The sequence below is a fragment of the Pseudovibrio sp. Ad13 genome, assembly GCF_001623225.1.
Lineage (GTDB): Bacteria > Pseudomonadota > Alphaproteobacteria > Rhizobiales > Stappiaceae > Pseudovibrio.
In genome coordinates this window covers 109,333-133,314 of the sequence record NZ_LMCC01000012.1, presented here as the reverse complement: position 1 = coordinate 133,314, position 23,982 = coordinate 109,333, and the positions used below count along the sequence as shown (strand labels likewise).

Below are 23,982 nucleotides of genomic sequence, written 5' to 3'. Positions count from 1 at the left end.
AACCTATGCACAATTCACTATGTGGATTCAAAGGGTGCGACCAACAAGGCCTTAAAGGGTGTGTCTGGCCTGCAAATGGCTGGATTGCGGCCAGTTCAAGAACAAGATGGCTTTTCTACAGATGTTGAAGAAACCTCCCTCACCTGAGGCAAGAGAGGCAAAGGCTTCAGTTTTTGAAACGGTTAGGGCTTGTGGTGTTCATGCCAATGGCGGGCAATATCGATCCGGCGCGGCACCCAGACATCCTGCTTTTGGGAGATATAATCCAAGAAACGGGCAAGAGCTGCTGTTCTGCCAGGGCGTCCGGCAAGGCGGCAGTGCAAGCCGATGGACATCATTTTGGCCGCTCCGTCTTCCCCTTCCGCGTAAAGCGTGTCGAAGCTATCTTTCAGGTAGGTAAAGAATTGGTCACCGCTGTTAAAGCCCTGCGGTGTTGCAAACCGCATATCATTGGCATCCAGCGTGTAAGGGATGATCAAGTGCGGGCCGTTTGGACCTTCAACCCAATAAGGCAGGTCGTCTGCATAGCTGTCTGAGCTGTAAAGGAAGCCACCTTCTTCCATTACCAATGGCAGAGTGTTTACGGAGCTTCTGCCTGTGTACCACCCGTAAGGACGCTCTCCAGTCGTCTCTATATGACTCTTGATCGCCTGCTGGAGGTGCCAGCGCTCTTCATCGGCAGAGAAATCTTTGTACTCGATCCACTTGAGGCCGTGAGATGCAATTTCCCAGTTAGCCTCTTTCATGGCCTCAACCACTTCAGGATTTCGCTCCAGTGCCGTGGCAACGCCATAACAAGTCACCGGATGTCCATGTTTGCGGAACAAACGCCACAGACGCCAGAAGCCAGCACGCGAGCCGTACTCATACATTGACTCCATATTCATGTGTCGTTGGTTAAGCCAGGTTTGGGCGCCAACAATCTCAGAAAGGAAAGCTTCAGACCCAGCATCTCCATGAAGGATGTTGTTCTCGCCGCCTTCTTCGTAATTGATGACAAACTGAACCGCGATTTTCGCATTGCCTGGCCAGTTAGGGTTCGGCGTGTTCCGGCCATACCCAATCATGTCGCGTGCATAATCCATCATGAAATACCTTTTTGAAGTTTGTTGGAAACACTTCACCTCAAAACAGCAAGACAAGACAAGTAGGTTTGTGCAGAATTCCAATGCACAACTCCTCCTGAACTCACAAAAAATGGCTCAACTTGTGATGGCGGACACATTCTTTTGTAGAAATCTTATTAAATTTGAAGGGTAACCATTGAAATTTTGAGCACGAGAACAATCTGAACCCTATGTAGCGCGACCGGGACATCCTGTTACATTTCTACATTTGACAGTGATTAAAGCTTTCAGTAAAAAGTTTCACATATATCTAGTCGATATATATCGAACGTGACCAGACTTTAGCTCTAATCGATTTTAAGTCTTTTAAGTTCAGTAAGTTATTCGACCTCACACCTATATGAGGTCTCTTTTAACACTCAGTGCGATGTGGTGGGGAATGAGCACACGTAAATTTTGTCTTGCCATATTATCCAGCGGGGATGCTACTGGATATGAAATTCGCAAGACTGCGCAAGAAGGGCATTTCAGTCATTTCATTGAAGCCAGTTACGGGTCAATTTATCCGTCGCTTGCCAAGATGGAACAGGACGGTCTTGTGACGTGGCGCGAAGAAATTTCACCAGGCAAACCTTCTCGGAAAATCTATTCTATTACACAGGCAGGTCGTGACGCTTTTGTACAAGAGCTGTCTGAGACCCCTGTCGAAGATTTGTTCAGATCCCCGTTTCTTCTGCTTGCACTTTATAGCCGCTGGGTTGGTGGCGAGTTTATTTCCAAGGAGATTGACCGTCGCATTGAGCATCTGGAGCTCAAAATCGGGGGCATGGCCCACGAACTTGAGATTTGTGAGGATCCGGCAAGCGCGTGGACACTGGAATACGGCATTACCACACTGAGTGCTTCCCTTAATTACATGAAAATGAACCGAAGCAAGCTTGAGCGTATCGCCAGCGAGCGTGTCTCCCACGCTCAAGCAGCTGAATAATCGCCTAGAACCGGCGGAGAGAAAAATGGCAATTCGATTTTCACATGTTCTGGCTTTGGGGCTTACAGCCGGAATCGGTATCTGGATGGCGACCGGCACAACCGTGGTTATGGGTCAGGGGACGGGCGAAGGTTCGACTCCACCACCAGCAGAAAGAGTGAAAGCTCTCGGCTCTGTTCCCTTTGCCGTAAAAGTGCAGACCCTTGAAGCGACTGTACGAACTCCATTTTTGGAAATGCGCGGACGGACGCAGGCTGATACGCGTGTTGAAGTGCATTCGGAGACAGCTGGCGTGGTGCGTACACGCCCAGCAACGGAAGGCATGTTCGTTCGTAAAGGTGATTTGCTCTGTTCTCTTGATCGCGGCGCACGTGAAGCACGCGTTCTTCAAGCCAATGCAGCGCTGGCTCAGGCCAATATTGATTTTGAAGCTGCCAGCAAGCTCAACAACAGAGGCTTTTCTGCTGCGAACCGTGTGATCGCACTTAAAGCGACAAGCGACGCGGCCAAAGCCCAGTTGCAGGAAGCTGAACTTGAGCTGGAACGTACTGCAATCCGCGCCCCTATTGATGGAATCATCGAGACACCACTGACAGAAGTGGGCGCGATGCTGGCTGTTGGCAAAGTTTGCGCGACAATTATGGCACCGGACCCAATGCTTGCAATCGGCGCTGTTTCAGAATCCAACATTCAGGCTGTAAAGATTGGCCAGACAGCTGTTGTAAATCTGGTGACCGGTCAAACCGTTGAAGGCAAAGTGAGCCACATTGCGAGCTCCGCCAATCCGGACACACGTACTTTCCACGTGGAAGTTGAACTGCCGAACTCTGATTTTGATTTGAAGGACGGCGTTACGACCAGCACCCAGCTGCAACTTGCCAATGAGAAAGCACACTTTGTATCACCGGGCATTTTGACCCTTGCTGACAATGGGGATATTGGCCTGCGCGGCGTTGGTGCAGACAACAAGGTCATTTTCTATCCTGTTGAAATGATCGGCGGAGACACAAAGGGCGTCTGGCTCAAGGGCCTGCCAGAAAAAGTGACCGTTATTACTGTTGGTCAGGACTTCGTTAAAGAAGGCCGCGTTGTTCATCCCGTTTTTGAAACCGCGGAGGTTTCACAATGATATCCATGCTGGAAGGGGTGCTCCAACGCCCTAAAACAGTTTTTGTGATGATGCTCTTCATGGTGATCGCAGGCATTATGTCCTACATCGCGATTCCCAAAGAAGCTGCGCCTGATATTGACGTTCCTTTCTTTTATGTTTCTGTCAGCCAGTCCGGTATTTCTCCAGAAGACGGAACCCGCCTGATCGGTCAACCGATGGAGACTGAACTGCGCGGTCTTGAAGGTTTGAAGGAGATCACAACGATCGCCGCCGAAGGGCATGTGGGCATTTTGTTGGAGTTCGACATTAATGTCGACAAAGACAAAGCGCTGACGGACGTTCGTGAAAAGGTTGACACGGCGAAGACCAAGATCCCTGAGGACGCCAAAGAACCGACTGTCAGCACCCACAATATGGCTCTTCAGCCAACCATGACCATCGCCCTTTCCGGTGATGTTCCTGCCCGCACGCTTTACCGTCTTGCAGACCGTTTAAAAGACGAGATCGAGTCCATTGCGTCGGTGAAAGAGGTTGAGCTGACTGGCCAGCGTGATGAGTTGCTGGAAGTGATCATTGATACGCTTAAGATGGAAAGCTACTCCATCAGCCAGAGCGAGCTAATCAATGCACTTCGGCTGAACAACCAGCTGATTGCTGCAGGCTTTATTGATGGAGGTGCTGGCCGCTTCAACATCAAAGTGCCGGGTCTGATCCTTGATGCGGATGATGTGTATTCCTTGCCGGTGAAACAAGCTGGTGAAGGTGTCGTGACACTTGGCGATATCGCTATGATCAAACGTACCTTCAAAGACCCAAGCACCTTTACACTTGTGAATGGTCAGCCTGCTGTTTCTCTGGATGTGATCAAACGCATTGGCGAGAACATTATCGAGAACAATGCTGCTGTTCGCACTGTTGTTGAAGACGTTACTGCAGAGCTGCCAAGTACAGTATCTGTGAGCTATATGCTCGATGTATCAGACAACATTTTTCAGACCCTAAACTCTCTTGAATCTTCCATCATGACAGCAATTTTCCTCGTGATGGTTGTTGTTATTGCTGCTCTTGGTTTGCGGTCTGCCATCTTGGTTGGCTTGGCTATTCCAACAAGCTTCATGTTGGGCTTCCTGACACTCACGACCATCGGTATGACCGTGAACACCATGGTGATGTTCGGCCTGGTGCTGACTGTTGGTATGCTGGTTGACGGCGCGATTGTGATGGTGGAGTACGCAGACCGTAAGGCAGCTGAAGGTATGCCTCCACGGGATGCTTACATCCGTGCTGCCAAGCTGATGTTCTGGCCGATCGTCTCTTCCACGGCAACAACGCTGGCGGCTTTCTTGCCAATGTTGCTGTGGCCGGGCGTACCAGGCGAGTTTATGAGCTACTTGCCAATCATGGTGATCATCGTTCTGTCCGGCTCTTTGCTGACGGCCATGGTGTTCCTGCCCGTGACAGGTGGTATTTTGGCCGCTGTCTTTGCGTTTATGAGCAAGTATGGCGAGCATCTTCTGGCTCTTATCGTTGCTGTAGGGCTGGCTGCCGTCGTCTCCAGCCTGACACCAATCGTTGCGGTCCTTGGTCCTGCATCAAAACTGCTTGGGGCCGCTATCGTCATCATGGCTTATTTGCCGTTGATGAAGATGTTCAAACCAATCCTCAACTATTCTCGTGCGCGTGCTGAGCGCCGTAAAACGGAAGAGTTGGCAGCAGCAAAAGTGTTCTCCGGACATGGTCCGTTTGACACATCAAAGCTGCGCGGTATTACGCGTGCCTATATTGCCGTTCTGGAGTTTCTGGTTCGCAAGTGGTGGGCCGGCATGCTGGCGATCGTCGCTATGCTGGTTCTTTGTGGCAGCATCTTTATGACCTTTATGAGCAACAATGCCGGCACAGAGTTCTTCGTGGATGAAGAGCCTGAGCAGGGTAAGTTCTATGTGACCGCTCGCGGTAACATGTCCGCTCTTGAGGCCCTTGAACTGGTTCGGGACGTTGACAGCATCATTCTGGCTGAGCCGGGCATTGAAAATGTCGTGACCCGCGCCTTCCCTGTTGGTGTGCGTGGTGGCGGTGGCAACAACGCTCCTGCGGATCTGATTGGCTCTATCGACATTGAGTTTGCTGACTTCTGCTGCCGTCCGTCGGCAAAGGAAATCTTTAACAGCGTTCGTGAGAAAACATCTCTGCTTCCGGGTATCAAGGTTGAGTCCCGGCAGGTTGAGGGCGGTCCTCCAACTGGTAAAGACATCCAGTTGCAGATCAACTCAAACAACTATGAAGCAGCTGTTGCAGCCGCAGACCGCGTTCGCAATCACATCGACACTGTTGATGGTTTGCGTGATCAGGAAGACAGCCGTCCACTACCGGGCATTGACTGGGAACTGACCATCAATCGCGAAAAAGCGGCTCGTTATAAGGCTGATATTGCAGCTGTGGGCGCTATGGTTCAGCTTGTAACCAACGGTGTTCTGATTGGTGACTATCGCCCGTCTGACTCAGAGGATGAAGTGGACATTCGTGTGCGTCTTCCTCAGAACGAGCGGACTTTGGACAAGTTTGATGAGCTGCGTCTTCGTACTCAGCTGGGTCAGATTCCCCTCTCCAACTTTGTGGAGCGGACACCGAAGCAGAAGGTTTCCAGCATTACACGCCGCAATGGCATGTTCTCTCTGGACGTTAAAGCTGGCGTTGATAAAGACCGCTTCCTCGTGACTGAGAAAGAGGCAGAGATTCAGGAATGGATCGATGCTCAGCAATGGCCGGATGGTGTGTTCATCAAGTTCCGCGGGGCGAATGAAGAGCAAGCCAAGTCTCAGGCCTTCCTGATGAAGGCAATGATTGGTGCGCTGTTCCTGATGTTCATCATTCTGCTGACCCAGTACAACAGCTTCTACCAGAGCTTCCTGACGCTCTCGACTGTAGTGATGAGTGTGTTTGGTGTGCTGCTTGGTATGTTGGTGACGGGGCAGAAGTTCTCAATCATCATGACCGGTACGGGTATTGTGGCGCTGGCAGGTATCGTGGTGAACAACGCGATCGTGCTTATTGATACCTACAATCGCTTCCGTGAAGATGGGCAGAGCCCGGTAGATGCAGCCCTGCGCACCAGTGCTCAGCGTGTCCGTCCGGTGATGCTGACCACCATCACCACGATTGCAGGGCTCATTCCAATGGCAACGCAGATCAGCTTTGACTTTGCCAATCAGGTCACGACCTTTGGCAGCGTCACTGCAAGTTGGTGGGTGCAGCTCTCAACCGCGGTGATCTCCGGCCTGGCGTTCTCAACCATGTTGACGCTGGTTGTGATCCCGATTGCTCTGGTGATGCCTATGCATCTTGCGAATGGTTATGGGCGGGTTGCAAACAGACGTAAAGGCCAGATGTCTGCAGATCAGTATGCGCTTGCAAATGGCAATCAGGATCCGAGAGAGCCAACCTTTGGTGATGAGGCTTCTGAAGAGGTCAAGCGGGTTCCTGAAGCCGCTGAGTGAGGCTTTCACTATAACAAACGCGAAAGAGGCTGCTTCGGCAGCCTTTTTTAATGCCTGCTATAAGAGCGAACAATGCGCTTGTGTCCCTCAGTCCAGTCTTCGCGTTCTTCGCGCCTAAGTCAGCTTCCTCTTCCCCACTCGCAGAGCTCACAAAAAAGGCCGCGGAATAATCCGCGGCCTTTTAAAATCAGATAGCAGAGCACAGCTACTCGCTACTTTTTTCCTTGTCCTGCTTGGGATCAAGGACGCCAGCTTTCGCAATGTCTTCGAGGCTGACTTTCAAAGACGTCTTGTCTTCAGAAACACTTTCCTCTTCGATCTCGGTGGTCACCACATCACAATCGGCGTGACTGCCCTTGCCGTTCACACAGTGGATCTTATAGGAGCGCCATGCGAATGGGATGGAGATGAGATAGCCGGAGCTGATCACGGTCAGGCACTCGAACGGATAGCTTGCACCAAGTGCAATGATACCGACAGCGACAACAAACAGCGGTAAAACCCATTCGCGGCGAATGTGGGTGCCGATCTGTTTGCCGGAAAACGTTGGCAACTGACTGACCATCAGGAGGCCGACGAACATGGTGTAGAGCGCAACCGGCAGAGCCAGCTCGTTCCAATGCGGCACACCCAAACGTTCCAGATAGATCGGCAGCAGAACTGTCAGCGCGCCTGCAGGAGCAGGAACACCAGTAAAGAACTTGTTGGCCCACTTTGGTTTATTCGGATCGTCCAGCGCCACGTTAAACCGCGCCAGTCGCAATGCCATGCAGATGGAGAACAGCAGAGAGGCGATCCATCCGAGGGAGCTGGCGTCTTCCAGCATCCATGCGTAAAGGATAATCCCTGGGGCAACACCAAAGTTCACGAAGTCGGCGAGCGAATCCAGCTCAGCACCAAACTTGGTGGACCCTTTGAGCATGCGCGCGACACGTCCGTCCAAAGCATCCAGAATGGCGGCGAGGAAGATGGCTGCAATCGCCATATCCCACCTGTCTTCCATGGCCATGCGAATGGCTGTCAGGCCGGAACATAGCGCCAGCAAGGTGACGACGTTTGGTAAAACAATACGAAGCGGAATACGCTTGCGCGTGGATCCTTTCGCATTGGTGGTTTGACCTCCCGGTTCATAGGGAGGAAATGGATTTGACACGCTATACTACCTTAAGAAACGCGGGCAACGATGTCGCCTGCTTCTTCATCTTTCAGATTTGCCAGAATACTCTCACCAGCAATCATGGTCTGGCCAAGGGCAACTTGTGGCTTTGTCCCCTGAGGCAGGTAAACATCAAGACGGGATCCAAAGCGGATCAGACCGAAGCGATCGCCTGCAGAAATGTTTTCGCCTTCTTTTACGAAGCACACAATACGGCGTGCTACGAGGCCAGCGATTTGCACAACGCCGATGCGGGCATTGTCGTTTTCAATGATCAGGCCATTGCGCTCATTGTGCTCACTTGCCTTGTCCAGTTCCGCATTCAGGAACTTTCCGGCCTTGTAAGCCACGCGCGTGATGCGGCCTGCCATTGGCGCACGGTTTACGTGACAGTTAAAGACGTTCATGAAGATGCACACACGCATCATCGGCTGATCGCCCAGATCCAGCTCCCGTGGCGGGATAACGGACCCCATCAGGCACACAGTTCCGTCTGCGGGGGAAACAATCAGGCCGTCTTTAACGGGAGTGACGCGCGGCGGATCGCGGAAGAAGTAACAGACCCATCCAGTCAGGAAAAGGCCGATCCAGAAAAGGGGTGACCAGAACCATCCCAAAATGATGGTCAGGACAGCTGCAATGGCGATAAACGGGTAGCCTTCTTTATGAATAGGAACCAGTGTCTTGGAAATGCTGTCCGCCAAAGACATCTTTACCACCTTTGCTAGAGTGAGGGGTTCAGCTATTGAACCCCTCAGACGTTAAGTTTCTGCTCATAGAGCAACTCAGAGAGATCTGTGCAAGCAACTCTAGCTTATTTAAACAGAGATTCCCCTGATTGCGCGCGGAGCAATCACTTGAACCCACTATTTCTTATCAGTTATGCCCTCAATTAGGCTTTCCTCGGCACTTTTGCCCCTGGAAATGAAGCCCTGATCATCTTCGCGCATCTGTGCAAGGCGCGCTTCCGCTTCACTGACTTCACGCTGGCGGCTCCACATGGAAGCGTAGAGGCCGTCATTTGCCATCAGTTCAGCATGCGTCCCCTGCTCAACCGCTTCGCCTGCTTTCAGAACGAGGATCTGATCTGCGTTCACCACTGTGGAGAGACGGTGGGCGATGACAAGCGTGGTCCGGTCTTTGGAGACAATATCCAGAGCCGACTGAATTTCCTGCTCTGTGTGCGTGTCCAAAGCCGAGGTTGCTTCATCAAGAATGAGGATCGGCGGGCTTTTCAGGATGGTCCTTGCAATCGCGACGCGCTGCTTTTCACCGCCTGAGAGCTTCAGGCCACGTTCGCCCACTTCACTTTCATAGCCATGTGGCAGAGCTTCGATGAAGTGATCGATCTGAGCCAGCCGAGCTGCCTCTTTCACTTCTTCCTCTGATGCCCCTACGCGGCCATAGCCGATGTTGTAGGCGATGTTGTCGTTGAACAGAACCGTATCCTGAGGAACCATGCCAATGTGATCGCGCAGGGATTTCTGCGTCACTTCGCGGACATCCTTGCCATCAATGGTGATGCGGCCCGAGGTGACATCATAGAAACGGAACAGCAGACGGGAAATCGTGGACTTGCCCGCACCAGATGGACCAACAATCGCGATGGTGCTGCCTGCAGGCACTTCGAAGTTCACGCCTTTCAGGATCGGGCGCTCTTCGTCGTAGTGGAAATGCACGTCCTCGAACTTGATGGTGGCTTCTTTGACCTTCAGGTTCTCTGCAAGCGGCTCATCCTGAATTTCAGGTTCTACGGCCAGTACGGAGAACATGGCTTCCAGATCAGCAATGCCCTGACGGATTTCGCGATAGATGAAGCCAATGAAGTTGAGCGGAACCGACAGCTGCATGAGCAGCGCGTTGATCATGACGAAATCACCGATCGTCTGCTCACCGCGCTGAATTGCCATGGCGGACATAACCATACATGTGGTCATACCTGCACCGAGGATCAGCGCCTGCCCGAAGTTGAGCCAGGAGAGCGAGGTCCATGTTTTGATTGCAGCGCGCTCATACCCGCGCATTGCCTTATCAAAACGGCCACGTTCCATTTCTTCGTTACCGAAATATTTGACGGTTTCAAAGTTCAGCAGGCTGTCAACAGACTTGCTGTTTGCATCATTGTCCGCGTTGTTCATGTCACGGCGGATCTGAATACGTTTATCAGAGGCGACGACTGTGTAGTAGACGTAGGCAAAGACCGTTGCGCCAACGACCAGAACATACCAGAGGCCAAACTGGAACCAGATTACAACGGCCATCATCGCAAATTCGACGACAGTGGGAATGCCGCTCAGGATCGTGAAACGAACGATGCCTTCGATCCCCTTCACTCCGCGGTCGATCACACGGGTCAGGCCACCAGTGCGGCGTGACAGGTGGTAGCGCAGAGACAGCGCGTGAAGGTGCTGGAAGGTTAGATTGGCGAGTTCGCGAACGGCGTGGAGGCCAACGCTTGAAAAGATCGCGTCACGGATCTGGTTAAACCCGACAGCCATTGTTCTGGCGACATTGTAGGCCAGGACCAACATGATTGGCGCGACAAGAATTGGCGGCAACCATTTTGGCAAAACGCTGGCGTCAGTCAGGGCATCGGTTGCCCATGCATAAAGATAGGGTGCGAAAACGGTAATAATTTTTGCGACAATCAACGCCGCGAGGGCCAGAACGACACGCTTTTTAAGCTCCGGCCTTGCATCTGGCCACATGTAAACCCAAAGAGTTTTCAGTGAACGAAGCAAGCCTTTATCGTCTGCATCCAAAGCAGGGGCGGATTTTGCCTGCTGTTTTTTGCTTGTTGCAGTCATGCTAGTGCCTTGTTGCCCGGCGCGCTTCTTAAAACGCAGAAGCGGTTGGCGAATTTGGAATGTCATATCAGAAGAGCAATGATCCAGAACGCGTTCATTGCCATCAGATTGGAGAGAGTCTTTCGCCCTCTTTTGGAGCGCACCCTTATCCGAAAACCGGAACCACTTTTCGGGAGCACGCAGTAGGATCGCAAACCAGAGAAAGCGCTGGATTGCTCATCCAGCGCTTTCCTAAAGATCAATCTGGAAAGCTTTCTCTTCTTAAATAGGACGTTCGAAGAGAAGAATCCAGATCAGTTATTAATTGTTTTCCAATTCAGGTCAGCCACAGGCAACATGAACACCTGTCCTGGGAAGATCATATCCGGATTTTGGATCTGCTGGCTGTTGGCCTGATAGATGGTTGTGTAGCGTGTGCCCTTGCCATAGAGACGACGGGAAATGGTCCAAAGGTTATCGCCGCGGCGGATGATAACGTTCGGCAACTCGCCAATACCAACGGTTGCAGAGGCTCCTTTTGAACCAGACCCTTCCGCAACAAGGCGAACCGGGATCATGGCAACGTCATTCTCACCTTTGGTGAAGACAACCTGTGCGCGGGCTTCCACTTTACCGTTGGTGTTTTCGACTTTGTCAGCTCTGACTTCCACATTGCCAGCAGGGATTGTTTTTTCAGCTTCTACGAGCCAGCGACCCTCGGTGCCTGCTTGCGCTTCGCCAACAAACTCTTCGCCCACATAAACACGAACTTGCGCGCCTGGCTCACTTTCGCCAGCAACGAAGACCTTGCCCTTCTCAGTTTCAACGGCTTTGACAGTCAGCTGCGGCTCTTCAGTTGCGGCTACAACCGGTGCTGCAGATGTCTCAACAGGCGCCGGAGTTTGCGCTGCGACTTCAACAGGTGCGTCAGCGGTCTGTGTGACTGCTTCTAGAGCTGGTGCAGATGTTGTATTTACAGGAGCAGGCGTCTCAGTGACGGCAACTTCAGTATTTGCAGATGCTTGTGCTGGTGTTTCAGCCGCTACATTAACCGGAGCTGGTGCTTTTTCCTTTGCGCCAGGGGTCTGTGCAGCTGCAACGTCAGCAGGAGCAGTCGTATCAGGTGAATCTGCATTCGCTGTTGCAACGAGCACTGCAGTCACAGGTGTTTCTGGCAGCTGGAGAATTTTCGATGGTGCGTCTGGTTCATTCAGAACAACCAGAACCTCACCGCTTTCGTCTTCAGGCACAGACACTGCGATGTGTTGCTGCGAGCCGCTCTTTTCCTGAGTTTCCTGATTGGTCGCTTCAAGGCTGACATCGTGGTCGCCCGGCTTCAGCGGTCTTTCCAGAACAATTGCAAATTCACCGCTGTTGTTCGCAATGCCTTTGCCGACCACATCCCCGTTGGAGATGAGTGCAACAATGGAACCAGCTTCAGCACGGCCAGCGACAACGGCATCGCCTGACGGCTCAACGCGCATCACATCAAAACTTGGAACATTGTCGGTGGTAACAGCGGCGGTATCCAGCTGAGTGGTCACTTCAGGGGCTTTGCCAGCTTCTGCCTTGTCCGTCTGAGTGCCCGACGAGTTGAGCTGTACTTTGCCATTTGCAGCAGCCTCCAGCTTTGCAACAGCCTTTTCAGCTTCTGCAACAACCGAAGTATCTTCCTTGCTCAGGTAGTACGCCCCCGCACCGATTGCGCCTGCAGCAACAGCCACAGCAACTGTCAGCAACCAGTTCATCCCCGATTTCGACATGGTTCTCAATTGCTCCTCAAGCAGACCATAGTTCACTCGACATGGCATGCTTTGACATTATATCAGATTGTCCGGATATCAGTTTATCCGGCTGTCTCTTTTCCTTAGCTTTAGGCAAAAAGGACAGACTTTAATCGTGTTTGTTATACATGTTTAACCCGAGGGGCAAGGTGCACCATGTCAGGCAAGTTGCGCATATGGTGAAGTTAACCTCATTTTACGAGCCTTGCTTGACGTTCCCCCTAGCCTAATGCGACAGAATACCTATGAAAACCTTGAAAAGCATCTGCGTATATTGCGGCTCCAATGCTGGAAGTCAGCCGCTGTTTGAAAAAGCGGCGATTCAGCTTGGTGAATTATTAGCCCGTGAAGGGATTCGACTCGTTTATGGTGGCGGATCCATTGGACTTATGGGAGCTGTTGCGAAAACTGTTCTTGAAAATGGCGGAGAAGTCACCGGTGTCATTCCCAAGTTCCTGATGGAACGAGAGGTGATGCTGGAAGACGCTCATGAGCTGATCGTTACTCAGGACATGCATGAGCGCAAACGCACCATGTTTGAAAAAGCTGATGCGTTTATCGCACTGCCCGGCGGGATCGGCACTCTTGAGGAACTTGTGGAGATGCTGACCTGGGCTCAGCTTGGCCGCCATGACAAGCCCATGCTGCTTCTCAACCTTGACCAGTTCTGGACGCCTTTGGTGGAATTGCTCGACCACATGCGTAGTCTTGGCTTTATTCGCCCGGACAGCGACATCACATACGAGATCACCGAGGATGTTGCTCAAAGCGTCCATATCCTTTGCAAGGCCATTGAGGGCTGCAAAGTTGAACATCCTGATTTGAAGGATATGTAACAAAAAGGCCGCTGAGTATTCAGCGGCCTTTTTAATTGTAGTCCAATTCATTGTTACGCCAGCTTCGCAACGCGGCGCCTTGCCATCACACCGTCGACCGAGAAGATGACGAGTGAGAACCAGATCATTCCAAACGCAAACAAGCCCTCAATCGACAGCTCTTCGCCAAACAGCCAAATGGCGCTGAGGAAGTGGATGGATGGCGCGATGTATTGCAAGAAGCCAATATAGATCATCGGCAAGCGGCGCGCTGAAAAGGCGAAGACCACCAATGGGACTGCTGTGATCACGCCTGTGAACAGCAGCAGAGACAAGAACCATGGGTGTTCCACCGGAATTGCCGGATAGATGCCACCGGTGCCAGCCTGCGCGAAGTACCAGATGCCGACAAGTGCAAATGGTAGGACGAGCAGGACTTCCACCAACTGGCCAGCAACGGCGCTTACAGGGGCTTGCTTGCGCACATAGCCGTAGAGCGCAAAGCTGAGGGCCAGTACAACAGACACCCACGGCAGTTCACCCACCTCAAAGGTTTTGTAGAGCACGGCAAAGATGGTGATCGCCAGAGCTGCGAGCTGTGCTTTGGACAGACGTTCGGACAACAGCACAACTCCCAAGCCCACGCTGACGAGCGGGTTGATGAAGTAGCCGAGGCTGGCATCCAGCACCCTGCCCGTTTCCACCGACCAGATAAAGATGGTCCAGTTGATACTGATGACGGAGGCCGACACCAGAAGGTAGCGCAGACGCGAGAAGTCGCAGAAGATCGCTAGGATCTCCTTGCGCAGTTTGCTCATGACCAGAAAGGCGCCAAGAAACAGCACGGAGCCAATCACGCGATAGCAGATCACGATGATCGCCGGCATGTCTGCTGTGAGCTTATAGTACATGGGAGCGAAGCCCCACATGAGATAAGCAGATACTGCTGCGATCAGTCCAGCCTTGAACGCTTCTGGCGTGCTTAGCGGATCAGCAGCGGACGCTGACTGGCTCATTCAACCCTCATATTACAACGTAAACAGGCGCCAGAGATCCTGACGCCAGTTAAAAAAGGAAGGCGTGGCCGCGCATCCGCGACCACAAATCGTTTCGTGCTCAAGAGCCTTTGGCAGCCCTTATCAGGCTGTTTCCAGCTCATTCGCTTTGAAAATGCAATAACGAACGGAATCGACCAGGGCCTGGAAGGATGCATCTACGATGTTTTCAGAGACGCCGACTGTGAACCAGCGCTTGCCGGTTTTCTTGTTCTGGCTTTCTATGAGAACACGCGTGATCGCGCTGGTGCCACCGTTCAATATTCGCACTTTATAATCTATCAGTTCAAGGTCAGCTATCAGGCTTTGGTATTTGCCGAGGTCTTTGCGCAGCGAGAGATCGAGTGCGTTGACCGGGCCATTCCCTTCAGCCACCGACATGAACGTCTCACCGTCCACTTCCACTTTCACAACCGCTTCGGAGACCGTGACACGCTCACCCAGTGCGTTGTAGCGGCGCTCGACACCGGTGCGGAAGGACAGGACATCGAAGTAATCCGGCACGGAATGCAGGCGTCGGCGGGCAAGCAGCTCGAAGGAGGCATCTGCGGCTTCATAGGCAAAGCCCTGCGCTTCCAGTTCTTTCACCTCTGCCAGCAGACGATCAAGGCGCGGATCGGCTTTGTCAGCTTCAACGCCAAGGCGTTTCAGTTCATTAAGCAGGTTGGACTTTCCAGCCTGATCGGAGACAAGCACACGGCGTTGGTTGCCGACCATTTCTGGTGGGATGTGCTCGTAAGTATCCGGATTCTTGAGGATGGCAGAGGCATGAATGCCTGCTTTGGTGGCGAAGGCGTTAGCGCCGACATAAGGAGCGTGGACGTTGGAAGATCGATTCAAGATCTCGTCAAAACTCCTTGATATTGCGGTTAATTCTGTCAGGTCGTCAACAACAATGCCAAGTTCGACCAGATCACGATACGGCTTTTTCAGCAGCATGTTTGGGATCAGGGTGATCATATTGGCGTTGCCGCAACGCTCGCCGATGCCGTTGAGCGTGCCCTGCATCTGACGGACGCCAGCAACAACAGCCGCCAGCGTATTTGCGACCGCATGGCCGGTGTCATCATGAGCGTGGATGCCCAGGTTGCTGCCCGGCACCACTTGCATCACTGCATTGACGATCTGTGTGACTTCGTGTGGAAGCGTGCCGCCGTTAGTATCGCATAAAACCACCCAGCGCGCACCAGCTTCAAAAGCGGTTTGTGCGCAGGCCAGAGCGTAGTCCGGGTTTGCCTTGTAGCCATCAAAGAAGTGCTCACAGTCGATCATGGCTTCTTTGCCCGCCTCGACGGAGGCTTTGACGGTGTCTGCGATGCTTTCCAGATTTTCCTCGTTGGTGCACTTCAGCGCAACATCAACGTGGTAGTCCCAGCTTTTTGCCACATAGCATGTGGCGTCTGCTGCCGACTGGAGGACCATTTGAACACCGGGGTCATTGCTGACAGAGCGCCCAGCGCGTTTGGTCATGCCAAAGGCGGTGAAGGTCGCTTTCTTTGTTCTTTTTTCGGAGAAGAACTGTGTATCTGTTGGGTTTGCGCCCGGGTAGCCGCCTTCAATATAGTCGACGCCCAGTCTCTCCAATAAGTCGGTAATGGCAATTTTTTCGTCCACGGAGAAATCAATGCCGGAGGTCTGAGCCCCATCGCGCAATGTCGTGTCGAAAAGATACAGACGCTCTTTCGTCATAGTATGCCTACCCTGCTTATTGTCCTGAGTTCACCCTCAGGCTCCCCTCATGTGACGGAGGTTTCCCTATTGTCTCCGTAGGATTTCTCAAGGCACGTATTGCGGGCGCCTTGAGAAAACTTAGCAAGCCTAACGGGTTATCCCGGACAGAACCATGGAGCAGACTTCAAGTTTCCTTGTGGTATCTGCGTAGTCCATGGCTCTGAAACCTCGTTAAGCGCAGGACCAGGTGGTCTCGATTTCACCTGTTTCCTTGTTTTTCATGTCTTTGAGCACAATGCCGTCGGCTGCCAGCTCATCGCGGATGCGGTCGCTTTCAGCAAAGTCTTTTGCCTTGCGGGCATCCAGACGTTTTGCAATCAGCTCTTCCACTTTGGCCTTCAGCTCCGGAGAGGCATCTGCTTCAGCTTTTTCTTCTTCCTGTGCTTTGGAAAATGATTCAAGATCAAAGCCCAAGAACTTGATAGAATTAGCTAATTTTTGTGCAGCGTCGGCATCTCCCCCGCGTGCATCGCGGGCCAGTTTATGAAGAGCGGCAAAGGCACGTGGTGTGTTCAGGTCGTCTTTCAGGCCTTCCAGAACACCTTCATCCAGTGCGCCATTTTCCTGTGCTGTAACACCGTGCTTCTTCATCAGCTCAATCCAGCGGGTGAGCTGCTTTTCACCTTCTGCCAGACTTTTGAATGTAAAGTCGATTGGCTGGCGGTACTGGGTTTGAAGCAGAGCATAGCGGATGGCCTGACCAGACCATTTACGTCCATCCCCCTCTTCCGTGTCCAGCAGCTGGTGAACGGTGAAGAAGTTGCCCAGAGATTTGGACATCTTCTCGCCTTCCACCTGCAGGAAGCCGTTGTGCATCCAAACATTTGCCATGGCATGCGTGCCGTGAGCACATCTGGATTGTGCAATCTCGTTCTCATGATGCGGGAACGTCAGATCGACACCGCCGCCATGGATATCAAAGGTCTTGCCCAGGTGCTTTTCAGACATTGCGGAACATTCGATGTGCCAGCCCGGACGGCCTGGTGTTTTGATGCCACATGGGCTTTCCCAACCCGGTTCATCCGCTTTGGATGGCTTCCAAAGCACGAAGTCGGTCGGGTCTTTTTTATAGGAAGCTACTTCAACACGCGCACCGGCGATCATCTCGTCCAGTGTGCGGTTGGAGAGTTTGCCGTACTCGGGCATGCTTGGCACATTGAAGAGGACATGCTCGTCCGCGACATAGGCATGGCCTTTGTCGACGAGTGTCTCGATCATCGTTTTCATCTCTTCGATGTGGTCGGTTGCCCGCGGCTCAATATCCGGCGCTTGTGCCCCCAGCGCAGCCATGTCCTCATGGTACTGGCCAGCGGTTTTTTCGGTCAGCTCACGAATGGAAATACCTTCGTTTGCTGCGCGCTCGTTGATTTTGTCGTCCACGTCTGTGATGTTTCGCACATATGTGACATGCTCTTTGCCATAGAGTTGACGCAGCAATCTGGCCAAAACGTCAAAAACTACGACTGGGCGCGCATTACCAATATGGGCGTAGTCATAAACGGTGGGACCACACACATACATGCGCACGTTGGACGCATCCATTGGCACAAAAGTTTCTTTTGTGCGTGTCAAAGTATTGGTGAGCAGAAGTCCCTTGCCGCCCTGGGCTGTGTCTGCGCTCATAATGGTTCGTCTCCTGGCCAGCTGGCCGGGCGTTCATCTCACGCAGAATCAAGGCAGGATAGAACGGCCACAGCCAGCGTTGTCGCTAGCTGCAAATAATGATGGTGCAAGAAGAAGTGTGCATCGCCGTTTTCATATGTTGCTTTTCGCTGATTGTTGCTTACAGGTCAAGTCTTAGTCTCACCAGATCACCCACATTTCTAACTAAGTTAAATACAAAATTTCTACCCGAAGATGCAATTCTAAGGGAAAGCTAAGAAAAAACAGGGAAGTAAAACGTGTCTCACAAGAGTATCTGTGCCACCGTTGTCGCTGCAAGTCTGATTGGAATGAGTTCGCCTTCAAGTGCGACCGGTAATGCCACCTCCTCTGTGAACCCTATAGACCCGCTGAATTTTAATGAGACTGCGGCCTCACCACCAGCTGACACGCCTTCCCCGGACAATCTTGTACTGCCGGACATTGATCCCTTAGTCCTGCCAGAAAACGAGCTGCAAGCTCCGGATCTCACCGGACCTGCCGGACAGGTTCTGGATCCATCCCTGTCAGAGCTGTCTGAGTTGGAGCAAACCATCCGGGATCTGATCTTTTCTGAAGATGAAATCGAGCAAGCTGGTTTTAGTTCGCGGCAAGTGGATGCCCTGGCAGAGGCTTACTCCTTACGCAACTTCCGCCCTGTCTGGTTTGAAGACCAGTCTTTGACGCCGCTTGCCAACCGTTTGATTGACGAGATTCGCAAGGCCCCAACCCATGGGCTTGATCCGCAAGCCTATGGTGTCCGGCAGCTGGCTTCCATTCTGGATGTGATGGAAGCGTCCAACGCAACGGCCACTTTACGTGAGATCGCTGTTGTTGAACTGCAGCTGACCCACGTTTTTGCCAGTTACGGCGCCCACCTTGCTGGCGGCGTTGTGCGCCCGACTAAGGTGCTGAAGAATGTATTTATCACCCCGCAGGTTCCAAAGCTGAATGACATGCTTACTCAGCTGGAAGAAACCCGGTCTGTTGAGCAGTTGTTTGCCAGCCTTGAGCCAGAGGCCCCGTCCTACGATCTTTTGAAAGACCAGCTGGCCCGATATAACGCGGCCCTCACCTCTGATTACCCTGTCTACATCGAAGATGGCCCGAGCATCCGGCCCGGTGACACAGGCGCACGGATTTCGCAGCTGGAGAAACGCCTACAAGCCGAGGGCTATGCACCCTACTATTCCGGATACTCCGGAACGAGCGAGCAAGAGGTGGCACCCGCCTATTACAATGATGACATGGTCGCGCTCGTAAAAAGCTTCCAAAAGCGTCACGGTCTGAGTGTGGATGGGGTTGTTGGCAAGAAGACCCGGGCAGCATTGAATGCCTCACTTACAGACCGCCGCGATCAAATCCTTGTTAATCTGGAGCGCATGCGCTGGGATGATCCGCTTCCTTCTGGCCGCTATGTAAAAGTCAACGTGGCTGAACAGATTGTTCGGGTGATGGAAGGCACGGACGTGCTTTATGAAACCCGCACGGTGGTAGGCAAGCCTCGCCATGCCACGCCTTTGTTCTCTGATACTTTTGAGTATGCAGAGATCAATCCCACCTGGGGGGTGCCATGGTCCATTGCCACCAACGAGTACCTACCCAAGCTGCGCAAGAATGCGTCTGCCTTGTCTGGCAGCGGGATCAATGTTTACAAGAATGGCCGCCGGGTTGATCCGACAGCGATCAACTGGAATGCGGTCAGCAAACGTAGGTTCGGGTATCAGCTCCGCCAGAAGGCTGGACGGAAAAACGCTCTCGGTGCGGTGAAGTACATGTTCCCGAACAAGCATAATATCTATCTGCACGACACACCGTCCAAGCGCTTGTTTAACAAGGATCAGCGTGCGTTTAGCCATGGCTGCATCCGGGTGCAGGATCCATTTACATTCGGGGAGGTGCTGCTTTCCGGTTCCGGCCATAGCCGCGCAAAGATGGAGAAGCTGCGCGCCCGGGGCAAAACCGTTCGCCTGAAACTGAAAGAGACCGTGCCAGTGCATCTGCGCTACTACACAGCTTTTGCCGGAGATGATGGGGAACTTCAGTTCCGGGAAGACATCTACAAGCAGGACAAAGCGATTCTGGAGGCTCTGCTCACCTCGCAAGATGCATTCAAGATAAAGATGGCCTCAACTTACTGACCTGACAAATATGCGCAAATTGCCACGTCCCTTATCAGGGATATGGTTAATAGTGCATATTTGAATTAGCTGTGCTAATATATCCCCAATAGAACTGCATTTCATAATTCAAACGGGGGTTGATTATGCTGAAGCAGGCTATGGGTGCAATGATTGTGGCAAGTGCTATCTCAAGCCCGATCATTTTCCTTGCGGTTTACTTGTTTATGAACTCTGCATGAGTTCATACCCATCGATTCAGATGGTGCTGACGAAATCGAGAGTTCCCAAAAATCTAAGGGCAGCGCTTGGCGCTGCCTTTTTCTTTGCGTGAATATCACTCATCTAAAAGAGTTAAATCGGCAAGCTGGTCGTTTTGTGTTTTTGGCAAGGTGATGTTGGGATGACGGTGGCGGCTCTGTGGGGCAGCACTTCAAGCGGCAGTGCCTCTTGCCGTCATGCCGGATGGAGCGACGCGGAGATCCGGTATTCAGTGCTATACGTGACGAGGTGGGAAGCTGGTTCCCGCATCGCGCTTCGCTTGCACGGGATGACGACTTGGGGTAACCGCCTACGCCTTACAAAACTTATCCCCCTCACCTAAAAGCTGCCTTACTCTGTGTCTTGTGCCCACGCATTCGGGCAGGAGTGGACCGTCCATTCCGCGGCGTGGGTGGGGTTGGGCTGCTGGTACGAGGTAACGTATCGTGTCAGGAGGTCCGGTGAAGCGCCATACCCTATTGAGACCACAGTGGTAGTAGGGAGTTTGGGGTCGTTCCGGAGGGCGTCCGGTGGTGACAAGAAATTGTCGATGACAGGGAAACCTGTCAGTGACACGGGAACGTGTCATTCACGTCTGTCCGAGAGGGAGCCCGCGTGTTCATGATAAAAGGCCCGGGCGAGGCGAACAGCTGATGCCGAAGAAACATATCTAACAAGTAGCGCAGGCAAAGCCTGTTCGCCTTGCTCCACCCGTTTAACGGGATCCTCAAACACAAACACCGCCGGGATTGCCCAGCGGTGCTCAAAGTGCTTGAGGCGCAGATGTCAAATCTACGCGTATTCTTATCCGAAAACCGGAGCCGCTTTTCAGAAACAGGCTTTAGTCATCCAGATAGTCAGCACACTTTTCCGGAACCTGATCGCCCCACGGCATAATCGGTACGGTAGACGTAGAGTTCTTAGGACTGCCTTCTACGAGCTTGTCGGAATAGACCAGATAGACCAGCACGTTTCGCTTTGCGTCACAGCCACGGACAATGCGCATTTTTTTGAAGAACAGGGACCGGCTCTGGCGGTAGACTTCATCGCCTTGCTCAAACTTGCTTTTGAACTTGATGGGTCCAACCTGACGGCAGGCCAATGAGACATCGGAGGTTTCTTCTTCCAGTCCGAGCCATCCGGAGAAGCCACCTTTTTCAGGAACGGTGAAATGACAGGCGACCCCCTCTACTTCCGGGTCATCCAGTGCATAGGTCGCCAGCTTGTGGTCCGGGCTCAGGAACTTCCAGACGGTTGACTTCTTGAAGATCAGATCCGGCTCCTGTGCCTGTGCAGCGGTGCCAAGCATCCCCAGCGTTACTCCAAGAACGACCGTCGCGGTGCTCACCATTTTCAGGACTGATTTTCCAAGCGCAGAGATCTGCACGGCTCCCCTCCATTTTCAAAAGAACAAATCAAATCACTCCCGATATAGGAGGTTTTTTGGCAACTACCAGCAAGAGAACCAGAGAATTTTGTAAAACCTACCGGAATCCGTTGGTTTTGCCCCAATAAGGCCATAGAATAGCTTATCTCTAAGATTTCTCTGAGGAAACCAGTATTGCGGGCTATGACCATTTCCAGACTCCCCTTCGCGCACTCATGCGCAGCCGTGGCTCTTGCCCTTGGCGCCTCCCTTATTTGGACCGGCAGTGCGTTTGCACGCCCTCAGGTGTGCGACAGGCTTGAGACGGAGTTTATCGAACTTTCTGAGCAGGTCGAAAGCAATGGCAGCTCCAACAGCTGGCAAACGGCCTATGAAGAGCAGCTGGTTCATATCCGCAACGTACAATTTCAGATGTCCAACTTCGGCTGTGATGGCTCTTTTGGTCCTGCACAATGTCAGCAGCTGAGCTCCTCTCTTCAGCAGATGAATGAGAATCTGACCTATCTGGACAGTCAGAGACAGCAGGAACTGTATTCCAGCGTTTTGCAGGACCGGCTTACTGAAGTGAAGCAGGCGCTGGTTGATCTTAATTGTTCTGATCGTTCTGACCAGCAAATCCAACCACTGACACCGCCACCAGCGCAGGCCAATCAGCCTTTGCAGCTGGAGCCTCGTTCGACCGCTGGTTTCTCCTCTGGTGGTCAGCAATATGCGACCATGTGCGTGCGCAAGTGTGATGGCTACTACTTCCCGATCAATCCGAATTCCAGTGCGGAAGATCTGGCGGAAGATGGAGAGATTTGTCAGGCACTGTGTCCAAGTCAGGACACTGAGCTGTATGTCTTCCAGGTTCCTCAGGAAACACCTGCCCAGATGCGGTCTTTGTCCGGTGCGCCTTATACGTCGCTTGCCAATGCCTATCTGTTCAGACAACAGAATAACCCGGCCTGTTCCTGTGATGCAGCGGGTGGTCAGCCTGGCAATCTGGAGCCGACACCTGCGATCCCACCTCTGGAGCAGGCACTTCCGGGTAATCAGCTGGAAGATCTGACACCGGGTGCAACAGCAACATACCCTGCCATTCCGAACCAGAGTGAGCTGCGTCAGACCGTAGATGCAACAGAGGCCCAGAGTGATATCTCCGAGCCTCCACTTGTTCAGAAGAAATTTGTGCCGCGCGAGGTTGAACCGCGCACAGGCCCTATCAGGAAAGTCGGTCCAAAGTTTTTTCCCGACCGATAAGAGGTAGCATGTTCTTCAGGTCTGGACCGTGTGCCAGACCTGTGATTGCCTTGCGCAGTGGCATAAACAGACCTTTGCCTTTGCGGCCTGTCTCGGCTTTGACAGCTTTGGTCCACTCGCCCCATGTTTCCTCGGTCCATGGCTTTTGCGGCAGCAGAGCCTTGGCCTGAGCGATGAAGTCCTTGTCTTCCTCGGCAATGTCTGGCGTGGCGGACCCAACGATCAGCTCCCACCATTTTTTCGCATCGCTTACGGTGGAGCAATTCTCTTTAACGGCTGCCCAGAACGCGTCATCCCCTTCAACGCCATCTGCTTTCAGGCGGTCGGCGACATCAGCAAAGCTCATGGCATGGACGAGTTTTGCAGTCAGGTGACCCACATCTTCCGGGTCAAACTTTGCAGCTGACTTGGAGATGCCAGAGAAGTCGAGCATGTCTGCCAGAGCTTCCATGGTTGGAGCAGGTTCAACTGCGTGGCTGGTGCCTGTCAGCACTGCAAGGGAGCAGACTGCCATTGGCTCATAGCCCTCTTCCCGCAGTGAGCGGATAGACAGGGCGCCAGAGCGTTTGGAGAGCCCCTCACCTGAGGCAGTGGTCAGCAGGTTGTGGTGACCAAACTCAGGAACTTGTGCCCCCAATGCCTGGAATATGGCAATCTGAACACCAGTATTGGCAATGTGGTCTTCCCCGCGAATGACGTGCGTGATGCCCATATCCGCATCATCCACGATGGATGGCAGCGTGTAGAGGTAGGTTCCATCTGCACGGATCAGCACAGGATCAGACAGGGAGGCAAGATCAACGGTCTGACGACCACGGATCACATCATCCCAGTGCACTTCTGTTCTGACAGTGGAGAATGCATCATTTTCTGCATGGTTTGGCAGTTTGAAGCGCCAGTGTGGTTTGCGGCCTTCTGCTTCATATTCAGCGATCTGCTCATCCGTGAGCTTCAGGCCAGCACGATCGTAAACAGGAGGACGGCCCAGAGCACGTGCACGGTTACGGCGGCGTTCCAGCTCTTCCGGCGTCTCGTAGCATGGGTACAGGAGGCCTGCGTCTTTCAGCTTGGCAGCTGCTACATCATACAATGCAAACCGCTCGGATTGTTTTTCCACGCGATCAGGGTTGATACCCAGCCACTTCAGATCTTCGGCAATGCCCACTGCATACTCTTCTTTGGAGCGTTGCACGTCGGTATCGTCATAGCGCAGAACGAAATTGCCGCCCTGCTTTTTAGCAAAGAGATAGTTGAAAAGCGCCGGGCGCACATTGCCGATATGGATGTGGCCAGTCGGAGATGGCGCGAAGCGAACAGTAACACTCATGGCTGAGCCTTCTCATC

General features: G+C 52.7%; 16 protein-coding genes. 6 read left to right on the top strand and 10 right to left on the bottom strand.

The window, feature by feature from the left end; all coding sequences use genetic code 11:
• Positions 1 to 182: 182 nt before the first annotated feature.
• Entirely contained in the window at positions 183 to 1,088 is a 906-nt protein-coding gene (gene puuE, locus PsAD13_RS13750) for an allantoinase PuuE (protein WP_063318503.1), read from the bottom strand.
• 418 nt (positions 1,089 to 1,506) lie between these two features.
• Here puuE and PsAD13_RS13745 point away from each other — a divergent pair, with 418 nt between their 5' ends.
• The 3 genes from PsAD13_RS13745 to PsAD13_RS13735 are packed head-to-tail and all read left to right on the top strand — an operon-like array spanning position 1,507 to position 6,660.
• Positions 1,507 to 2,055: a PadR family transcriptional regulator gene (locus tag PsAD13_RS13745; protein WP_063318502.1), complete on the top strand. Its 549-nt coding sequence runs from the start codon at positions 1,507 to 1,509 to the stop codon at positions 2,053 to 2,055.
• Between the two features lie 25 nt (positions 2,056 to 2,080).
• Entirely contained in the window at positions 2,081 to 3,184 is a 1,104-nt protein-coding gene (locus PsAD13_RS13740) for an efflux RND transporter periplasmic adaptor subunit (RefSeq protein ID WP_063307213.1), read from the top strand.
• A complete protein-coding gene (locus PsAD13_RS13735; protein WP_063318501.1) occupies positions 3,181 to 6,660 on the top strand; it encodes an efflux RND transporter permease subunit in 3,480 nt (1,159 codons plus the stop codon). Before PsAD13_RS13740 ends, PsAD13_RS13735 begins: the two co-directional genes overlap by 4 nt.
• Positions 6,661 to 6,865: 205 nt before the next feature.
• Here the strand turns inward: PsAD13_RS13735 and pssA are convergent, their stop codons facing one another.
• The 4 genes from pssA to PsAD13_RS13715 all read right to left on the bottom strand — a co-directional run bounded on the left by pssA (position 6,866) and on the right by PsAD13_RS13715 (position 12,365).
• Positions 6,866 to 7,813, bottom strand: a complete 948-nt coding sequence (gene pssA / locus PsAD13_RS13730) for a CDP-diacylglycerol--serine O-phosphatidyltransferase (RefSeq protein WP_063318500.1) — start codon at positions 7,811 to 7,813, stop codon at positions 6,866 to 6,868.
• A gap of 11 nt (positions 7,814 to 7,824) precedes the next feature.
• A complete protein-coding gene (locus tag PsAD13_RS13725) occupies positions 7,825 to 8,526 on the bottom strand; it encodes a phosphatidylserine decarboxylase (protein ID WP_057466061.1) in 702 nt (233 codons plus the stop codon).
• Between the two features lie 156 nt (positions 8,527 to 8,682).
• The gene (locus tag PsAD13_RS13720; protein WP_057466188.1) at positions 8,683 to 10,623 is read right to left on the bottom strand and encodes an ABC transporter ATP-binding protein/permease; all 1,941 of its coding nucleotides are present in this window, start codon (positions 10,621 to 10,623) and stop codon (positions 8,683 to 8,685) included.
• A 293-nt stretch (positions 10,624 to 10,916) separates the two neighbouring features.
• On the bottom strand, positions 10,917 to 12,365 hold the full coding sequence (locus tag PsAD13_RS13715; protein ID WP_208986625.1) for an Ig-like domain-containing protein: 1,449 nt from the start codon (positions 12,363 to 12,365) through the stop codon (positions 10,917 to 10,919).
• Between the two features lie 266 nt (positions 12,366 to 12,631).
• Between PsAD13_RS13715 and PsAD13_RS13710 the strand changes: the two genes are divergently transcribed.
• Positions 12,632 to 13,222: a TIGR00730 family Rossman fold protein gene (locus PsAD13_RS13710; protein WP_063318498.1), complete on the top strand. Its 591-nt coding sequence runs from the start codon at positions 12,632 to 12,634 to the stop codon at positions 13,220 to 13,222.
• Between the two features lie 53 nt (positions 13,223 to 13,275).
• On the opposite strand, the gene rarD is transcribed toward PsAD13_RS13710, so the two are convergent.
• From rarD to cysS, 3 genes are all read right to left on the bottom strand, one after another.
• Positions 13,276 to 14,217 (bottom strand): EamA family transporter RarD, encoded by a 942-nt coding sequence (rarD, locus tag PsAD13_RS13705; protein ID WP_057466058.1) that lies wholly within the window; start codon positions 14,215 to 14,217, stop codon positions 13,276 to 13,278.
• Between the two features lie 123 nt (positions 14,218 to 14,340).
• Positions 14,341 to 15,945 carry a citramalate synthase gene (gene cimA / locus PsAD13_RS13700; RefSeq protein ID WP_063303786.1) on the bottom strand — a complete coding sequence of 535 codons (1,605 nt, stop codon included), beginning with the start codon at positions 15,943 to 15,945 and terminating at the stop codon, positions 14,341 to 14,343.
• A 213-nt stretch (positions 15,946 to 16,158) separates the two neighbouring features.
• Positions 16,159 to 17,610: a cysteine--tRNA ligase gene (gene cysS / locus PsAD13_RS13695; protein WP_063318497.1), complete on the bottom strand. Its 1,452-nt coding sequence runs from the start codon at positions 17,608 to 17,610 to the stop codon at positions 16,159 to 16,161.
• Between the two features lie 278 nt (positions 17,611 to 17,888).
• Here cysS and PsAD13_RS13690 point away from each other — a divergent pair, with 278 nt between their 5' ends.
• A complete protein-coding gene (locus PsAD13_RS13690; RefSeq protein ID WP_063318496.1) occupies positions 17,889 to 19,769 on the top strand; it encodes a L,D-transpeptidase family protein in 1,881 nt (626 codons plus the stop codon).
• A gap of 1,081 nt (positions 19,770 to 20,850) precedes the next feature.
• On the opposite strand, the gene PsAD13_RS13685 is transcribed toward PsAD13_RS13690, so the two are convergent.
• A complete protein-coding gene (locus PsAD13_RS13685; protein ID WP_063288411.1) occupies positions 20,851 to 21,360 on the bottom strand; it encodes a CreA family protein in 510 nt (169 codons plus the stop codon).
• Positions 21,361 to 21,579: 219 nt separating this feature from the next.
• Between PsAD13_RS13685 and PsAD13_RS13680 the strand changes: the two genes are divergently transcribed.
• A complete protein-coding gene (locus PsAD13_RS13680) occupies positions 21,580 to 22,638 on the top strand; it encodes a DUF2865 domain-containing protein (protein WP_063318495.1) in 1,059 nt (352 codons plus the stop codon).
• Here PsAD13_RS13680 and gltX read toward each other — a convergent pair.
• A complete protein-coding gene (gltX, locus tag PsAD13_RS13675) occupies positions 22,601 to 23,965 on the bottom strand; it encodes a glutamate--tRNA ligase (protein ID WP_063318494.1) in 1,365 nt (454 codons plus the stop codon). The genes PsAD13_RS13680 and gltX overlap by 38 nt on opposite strands.
• Between the last annotated feature and the right edge of the window lie 17 nt (positions 23,966 to 23,982).